This is a genomic window from Microcoleus sp. CAWBG58, from assembly GCF_020883045.1.
GTDB lineage: Bacteria > Cyanobacteriota > Cyanobacteriia > Cyanobacteriales > Microcoleaceae > Microcoleus.
Window position 1 is genome coordinate 1 of sequence record NZ_JAHRFA010000034.1, and the last position, 6,582, is coordinate 6,582.

General features: G+C 43.6%; 4 protein-coding genes. 2 read left to right on the forward strand and 2 right to left on the reverse strand.

What is annotated here, in order from left to right:
- Positions 1 to 549: 549 nt before the first annotated feature.
- The gene (locus QZ918_RS16630; protein WP_293155973.1) at positions 550 to 1,023 is read right to left on the reverse strand and encodes a hypothetical protein; all 474 of its coding nucleotides are present in this window, start codon (positions 1,021 to 1,023) and stop codon (positions 550 to 552) included.
- Positions 1,024 to 1,312: 289 nt separating this feature from the next.
- On the opposite strand from QZ918_RS16630, the gene QZ918_RS16635 reads away from it, so the two are divergent.
- A complete protein-coding gene (locus tag QZ918_RS16635) occupies positions 1,313 to 1,531 on the forward strand; it encodes a helix-turn-helix domain-containing protein (protein ID WP_293155976.1) in 219 nt (72 codons plus the stop codon).
- A gap of 985 nt (positions 1,532 to 2,516) precedes the next feature.
- Here QZ918_RS16635 and QZ918_RS16640 read toward each other — a convergent pair.
- Positions 2,517 to 4,130 carry a B12-binding domain-containing radical SAM protein gene (locus QZ918_RS16640; RefSeq protein ID WP_293336853.1) on the reverse strand — a complete coding sequence of 538 codons (1,614 nt, stop codon included), beginning with the start codon at positions 4,128 to 4,130 and terminating at the stop codon, positions 2,517 to 2,519.
- 465 nt (positions 4,131 to 4,595) lie between these two features.
- Between QZ918_RS16640 and QZ918_RS16645 the strand changes: the two genes are divergently transcribed.
- Complete coding sequence (locus QZ918_RS16645) at positions 4,596 to 6,161, forward strand: DUF1800 domain-containing protein (RefSeq protein ID WP_293336855.1); 1,566 nt, start codon at positions 4,596 to 4,598, stop codon at positions 6,159 to 6,161.
- Positions 6,162 to 6,582 lie beyond the last annotated feature (421 nt).

Here is a 6,582-nt window from a genome sequence, read left to right on the forward strand (position 1 = left end):
ACCGACTGGTACAGATGACAAATGATAGGTTATAAAGAGGAGCCGTGTGAGGTGAAAGTCTCATGCACGGTTTTGAAAGGGAGTGTGATAGGGCGACCTATCACTCGACCCTATCAGGGTGGAAAGAATCTGGGAAACGTGTCAAGCGTGGCTTGTATCGCTCAAAAGATGGAAGCAAAATTAATGCAGACTGCAACGGTGCTGCAAATATTTTGCGAAAAGTAGCGGCAACTTTAGGGCTTTGCCTTGAAGGAGTCAGTAGGGGCGCTTTGATTTCGCCCTTGAAGGTTCGCATTTGGACTCTTTAAGAATCCCCCCGATTCATCGGTGGGGAGTATCAATCACGCGCTTAGTTGGTGATGCAGGAGAATAATCGAGCTGACGGGGTGACAGGTTGCCTGAAAATCAGACAGTCCGGCAATCCTAGACAAATCGCCTAAAACAAGATAGGGTAAGAAAGCTTCGGGAGCATTTCAGTTTTGCATTTGTAGTGCTGTCCCCGCTCGCACTCAAAGAAAAAATGCTTTTTACCAAAATGAGATGCTCCCTTTAGAAACTTTCCATTAAGGTTTTTTCTTGAGCGTAAACATCGCGCAATTGTTGCAATGCTGAGGCAGAAATTACCAATTTAACTGTAGCGACTAATTTACCCCACTCGTGCAAGCTGTCAACTGAAACAGCGGCTTTGAAGTTGTACGTATAAAATTTAGTCCAAAATTCTGGTGCTTGGGTGCGTTTCCAGCGTTTGTACCAGCCGAGATAGTCTTGGGTGCAGGCCGGTTTTACTTCTAAGATTGGGGGGAAATCGGCGTAGCTGACGAATCTGCTGAGGCCTTTGGCGTGTACGTACACCATGTTGTGACAGCATTCGATTCGGTAAATTTGGTCGGGCGTGATGTTGAACAAAAGTGCTACGGTTTCTTCGGTGACAAATCTCGATCGCGGATTGACCGTCAACGATTTGTGAATAATTTTTGAGGCGCCGATCGCTGACGACGATCTTAACTGATTCTCTAATATCATTGTAGTTGCATCTGGTGGTGGTAGCTCAGTCTATCTGCTAGGTGCGATCGACATTAATTATCTCTCGGCATTAATTATAACGGGCGATCGCCTTTAGTTTCGTTGACTCTGCCGCCAAACGGATAGCAGCGCCGATTTCTACCGTAAGCAGCCCAAAATGTTAGACCAAAGTTCCAGCTTCCAGATTCATCTTTAGAGTCAATCTAAAATCTAAAATCTAAAATCTAATCACCCGGGCGATCGCTTTTTGCTATATTATACTAAATCCAAAATTTTGTAAATAGTTTATATGAGTAAAGGTTTAGTCAGGTTGCGGGTTCGAGAGTTGGCGGCCGAGAAGGGATGGACGCTGAAGGAGGTTGCGGAGCGATCGGGCGTGGGGTACAGTACGATTAGCAATTATGCCCGCTCTCAGGGGATGGCGATGGTTGACTTTGCCGCAGTGTACAAGTTAGCCCGTACTTTTGACGTGATGATTGAGGATTTTGTGGTCATCATGGAAAAGTAGGTGCTGTTTGGCGATCGACCTTTTGGCGAAAATTATAGCAGTTTTAAATGCGATCGACAATTGCCCCGAAATTCGGAGAGGGCAGTGCCGTTTCCCTGCGGGAAATGTGACGATCAAAGCAACAGTAAGCGTAGGGTGTGGATCCTGCGAAAAATCCCTAACTTGCATATCAAAAATCTCAAAGCGACGCACCTCTGCACTCGATCGATCGCAAATAAAGTCGATCGCCTACAATCAAACTAACCCCCTAGAGACTGAAAATAGGATAACTGTCAAACTTTCTTTTGCATTCCGCCATTTCCTAACTCTTAAACTGCAAATACTCCATTTTAAAATCTAATACGGTTTACTTAAGATTGTCTTTCGAGAGGAACGAAGCAAACTGTATCTATTTTTCATGGGACTTTCACGACTAGCAGTACATGAGTGAACCGTATTGCTTTATATATAAGAAAGAGCGCTGAAGCGCAACTACGTACCTTTATTGTCTTAAGTGAACCGTATTGCTTTATATATCAATACAGTTGACTTAAGAAAAATATGACTTGCCCAAAATGGCTATATTGCCAGAAAATCGTCAGATAAAATTCATCAAAAGCATTAAGTAAACCGTATTGAAATACAATCCACTCCATCAAGAGAAGAGTTTTGAACCGTATTGGGGCGCTTTTGGCGCAGAGGGAAGAGTATTGCGAGGGTTTTGGATGTCGTAAAAAAACCTTTTATCCCTCCCCTCTCTGTGTTCTCTGTGTTCTCTGCGGTAAAATATTCTTAATATCTACTTCACCTCTTTATAATCCAAAAATCGTCAGATGAAATTCATCAAAAGCATTAAGTAAGCCGTATTGCTTTATATATAAGAAAGAGCGCTGAAGCGCAACTACGTACCTTTATTGTCTTAAAATCTACATTTTTCCATGACAAATGCAATCGATTGAAATATCGACAACCAGAAATATTGATTTCAAATCTAAAATCCAAAATCTCAAATCGAATGACTCATAGCCTCAGCCAAATGCTTCTTCAAAGTCGCTTCTAGTAAGGGCCCTTTTAAATGACTCCAAGGCAAAACCTGATTTAAATCCCACTGTTGGAACACATAGAAATCCATTTCCGGTAACTCTCCCCGCAACTCCTTAAAAGCCCGCCGATAACTTCCCAAAGTATCTCCATAGTGTCGCACTAATTCCAACAGCTTGGACAACCTGCGATCGCCCTTCGATAGCAAACCCTGAATCACAGACCAGTTATAGCTTTCAGGTCGAAATTCCAATCCCAACTTCCGCAATTCTTTATCTAAAAACTTCAGCCTCTTCTCCGCATCTTTATTCACACCAAACCACTGAAAAGGAGTATGAGATTTCGGGACAAAAGTGCTGCATCCCAGAGTCAAGCGCAAACCCGGAGCGGCTTTTCTAATCGCCTTCATCATCGCCACTGTCTCCTCCAAATCCTCCATCTCTTCGCCAGGTATTCCCGCCATACCGTAAAGCTTAATCCCTTTTAACCCGCCAGCCTTAGCATTAATAGCAGCTTGAATAATTTCATCGTTAGTGAGTTTTTTATTCACAATCTTGCGGAGACGTTCGCTACCACTTTCCACCGCAATCGTCACAGACTTGCTATCTCTGTTTGTCAATATTTCCGCTAACTTAACTGTCACCGTGTTCGTGCGTACCGAAGATAGACTCAGCCGCACTCCGTCGTATTTCGGATGGTTTAAATGCTCCAGCAATGCTTCAAATTCTGGGTGCTGAGTCACAGAAGCACCCAACAAACCCAAACGATTAGTCACAGCTAAACCGCGATCGATCGCCGGAATTAGCGAATCCTCCAAACTCGCAGTTCTAAATGGTAAAGTGAGATAACTTGCCAAACAAAAACGGCACATTTCTGGACAACTTCGCACCACTTCCACCATATAAATATTTTCCCAAGCCGCTTTTTCTGTTACTACGGTAGAAGCAGACAAAGTATTGCCGCGATAAGTCTGTTTTTCCACCATACTAGGAATTTCAGAATCCACAGGATGAATGGATTTAATCCCCTCAGTGGCATCCAAATAAGTTACTTCGTACAAACTAGGAACGTAAACCCCAGGAACTTGGGCTAAATGCCGCAATTTAGTTTGTCTGTCGGCGCTACGAACTTCTTTACAAGCATCAATAAAATTATCAATGAGATGTTCGCCATCTCCCAGCAAAATTACATCCAAAAAATCTGCAAAAGGTTCAGGATTCGCCGTAAAAACCGGGCCGCCACCAAATACTATTGGATGATTTTCAGTTCTTTTTGAAGCCCAAATCGGAATTTCTAGAGATTCCAACAAATTGAGAATATTTACATAATCGAGTTCCCAAGAAAGCGAAAATCCCAGCAATTCTGGATGTCGGGGAAGTGGTTCGCTGATATCAGTAAATAAACGGCTGACTTCAATATCCGATCGCACGGCCAAAGTTGCCCACACTATCTGATAGCCGAGACTGGTAATCCCAACCGTGTACTCGTTGGGAAATGCAAAAATAGTCGGAATAGCGTCAGCATCGGGGGTGGCTGGGGCAAATAGCAGGCGTTCTTCGGCAAATGGATTGGGAGTCACGGGCAAGTTTAGCTTTAGGAAAATAATATCTCTTTCTTTTCTAATTTTATGCTATTGACTGACCGTCGGACAGCGATCGCCCGCGAAGATACGGATAATAAATTTATTTCACCCGCGTATCATGTTGGGCATTGATGACTAACAACCGTAGGAGTTGCGCGATCGCCCACAAAGAAACCGGGTTTTTTTAACTCTTATTGAGAGTTTTAAGCAAGTATAGCAATCCTCGCATCATTTGCATAATTATTGTAGGGGCTCTTAAATAACTCGGTTGTTTTAATAGATAAGGGGTAGGCACGGGGGCACTACCCCTACAAATCTTCATTAATCATTTAGGATTGCTATATTTGCTTAAACAATCCGGTTTCCCATCGCCAGTGCCGAAATCGTAAACAATTGAACCTTTTTGCCACCAAACCAGTCTAGAGCATACATAGTTAACAAACTGTTCCCCCAGCACCTAGTATGAAACAGACACTCAAACATGGGGCATTATTTCTCTACTTGTGGCTGTGTGCGATCGCCTCCAGCAGCGCCGCCAGTCCCCCCGACAATTCCAAAATCGTACATCTCCTCAACCGCATTAGTTTTGGGCCGCGATTGGGCGATATCGAAAAAGTGCGATCGCTGGGGACAGAAAATTACATCCAACAACAACTTTCCCCAGAAACCATCCGCGAACCTCAGCATCTTATCTCTCGCATCAACAGCTTAGAAACCCTGCAAAAAACACCAGCAGAACTCTTTGCCGAGTACGGTATCCGCCGATCGCAAAACGGTCACAGACCAACGCCAGAAGCAATCAGAGCCACTAGCATTAAGGCTCGGATCGTTCTCCAAGAAGCAATTAAAGCTCGTTTGTTGCGATCGGCAGAAAGTCCCCGCCAATTGCAAGAAGTTATGGTGGATTTTTGGTACAATCACTTTAATGTTTACTCAGATAAAGGATCCTTAAATAAACTCTGGGTAGGAGCCTACGAACAAGAAGCAATTAGACCCTACGCTCTGGGAAAATTCCGGGACTTACTAGGTGCAACTTCCCGCCATCCTGCCATGTTGTATTATTTAGATAATTGGCAAAATACCGATCCAAAAAGTATCGGAGCCAAAGGCGGATTTCGGGGATTAAATGAGAATTATGCGCGGGAGTTAATGGAGCTGCATACCTTAGGTGTCAAGGGCGGTTATACGCAACAAGATGTCATCGCCTTAGCTCGCATTTTTACAGGCTGGGGATTTGGGCCGCAGCCATCTAAAAAGGACGGTTACAGCTTTTATTTCGATGCCAAACGCCATGATTTTAGCGATAAAGTATTTCTCGGGCAAACTATCAAAGGTTCTGGCGAAACCGAGGGAAAACAAGCTTTAACTATTTTAGCCAAAAGCCCAGCCACAGCCAAACACGTCAGTTATAAATTAGCTCAATATTTTGTGGCTGACAGCCCGCCAAATGCCTTAGTAGATCGCCTCAGCCAGCGATTTCTCGAAACTGATGGAGATATCCGCGAAGTCTTAAATACTTTGTTCCGCAGCCGAGAATTCTGGGATAAAAAAAATTACAGCGCTAAGTTGAAAACTCCCTACCAATACGTTATCTCGGCGGTGCGATCGACAAATAAGACAGTAGAAAATTTTCAACCGCTTTACACAACCTTGCTACAGCTAGGAATGGCACCTTATGGCTGCCCAACTCCCGACGGTTACAAGAATACTCAAGATGCTTGGCTGAATCCAGATGCGATCGCCCGTCGGCTAAGTTTTGTCACTGCTTTGGCGACCAATCCCTTGTATTTAAACTCTCCTCTGGCTAACAACAATCAGTCAGGATGGATGTTACCTGCGATCGCAACTACTTCTAACTCCTCTTTGCCAATGGGCCCGAAAAATAGCAGCCAGTTAATAGATCCGTCGCAGTTAGCTAATATTTTGGGGAATGATTTCTCGGCGAATACCAAAAGTGCGATCGCCTCCAGTCCGGCTAATTTACGCACCGCTTTGATTTTGGGCAGTCCAGAATTTATGCGCCGATAAAAGAAGTGTTTAAGATTGGTTCGTAGTGAGGACTTTAGTCCTTTCTTTTCTGAGGACTAAAGTCCTCACTACGAACCTTTTCGAGCGCAACGCAAATCACCAATCATAAACTACGATGAACAGACACCAATTTTTAATCCAAACTGGACTGCTTTCAACTTCGACAATTATGAAACAAGTGTATGAGATTGGTTCGTAGTGAGGACTTTAGTCCTTTATTTTCTGAGGACTAAAGTCCTCACTACAAACCTTTTCGAGCGCAAATTACCAATTGCCAATTACCATGAACAGACGCCAATTTTTAATCCAAACTGGACTGCTTTCAACTTCGACAATTATGAAACAAGTGTATGAGATTGGTTCGTAGTGAGGACTTTAGTCCTTTATTTTCTGAGGACTAAAGTCCTCACTACAAACCTTT

Excerpts from the sequence above, each read along its gene's own strand:
- QZ918_RS16645 (WP_293336855.1), top strand. The coding sequence starts at position 4,596 with ATGAAACAGACACTCAAACATGGGGCATTATTTCTCTACTTGTGGCTG.
- QZ918_RS16630 (WP_293155973.1), bottom strand. The coding sequence starts at position 1,023 with ATGATATTAGAGAATCAGTTAAGATCGTCGTCAGCGATCGGCGCCTCA.
- QZ918_RS16635 (WP_293155976.1), top strand. The coding sequence starts at position 1,313 with ATGAGTAAAGGTTTAGTCAGGTTGCGGGTTCGAGAGTTGGCGGCCGAG.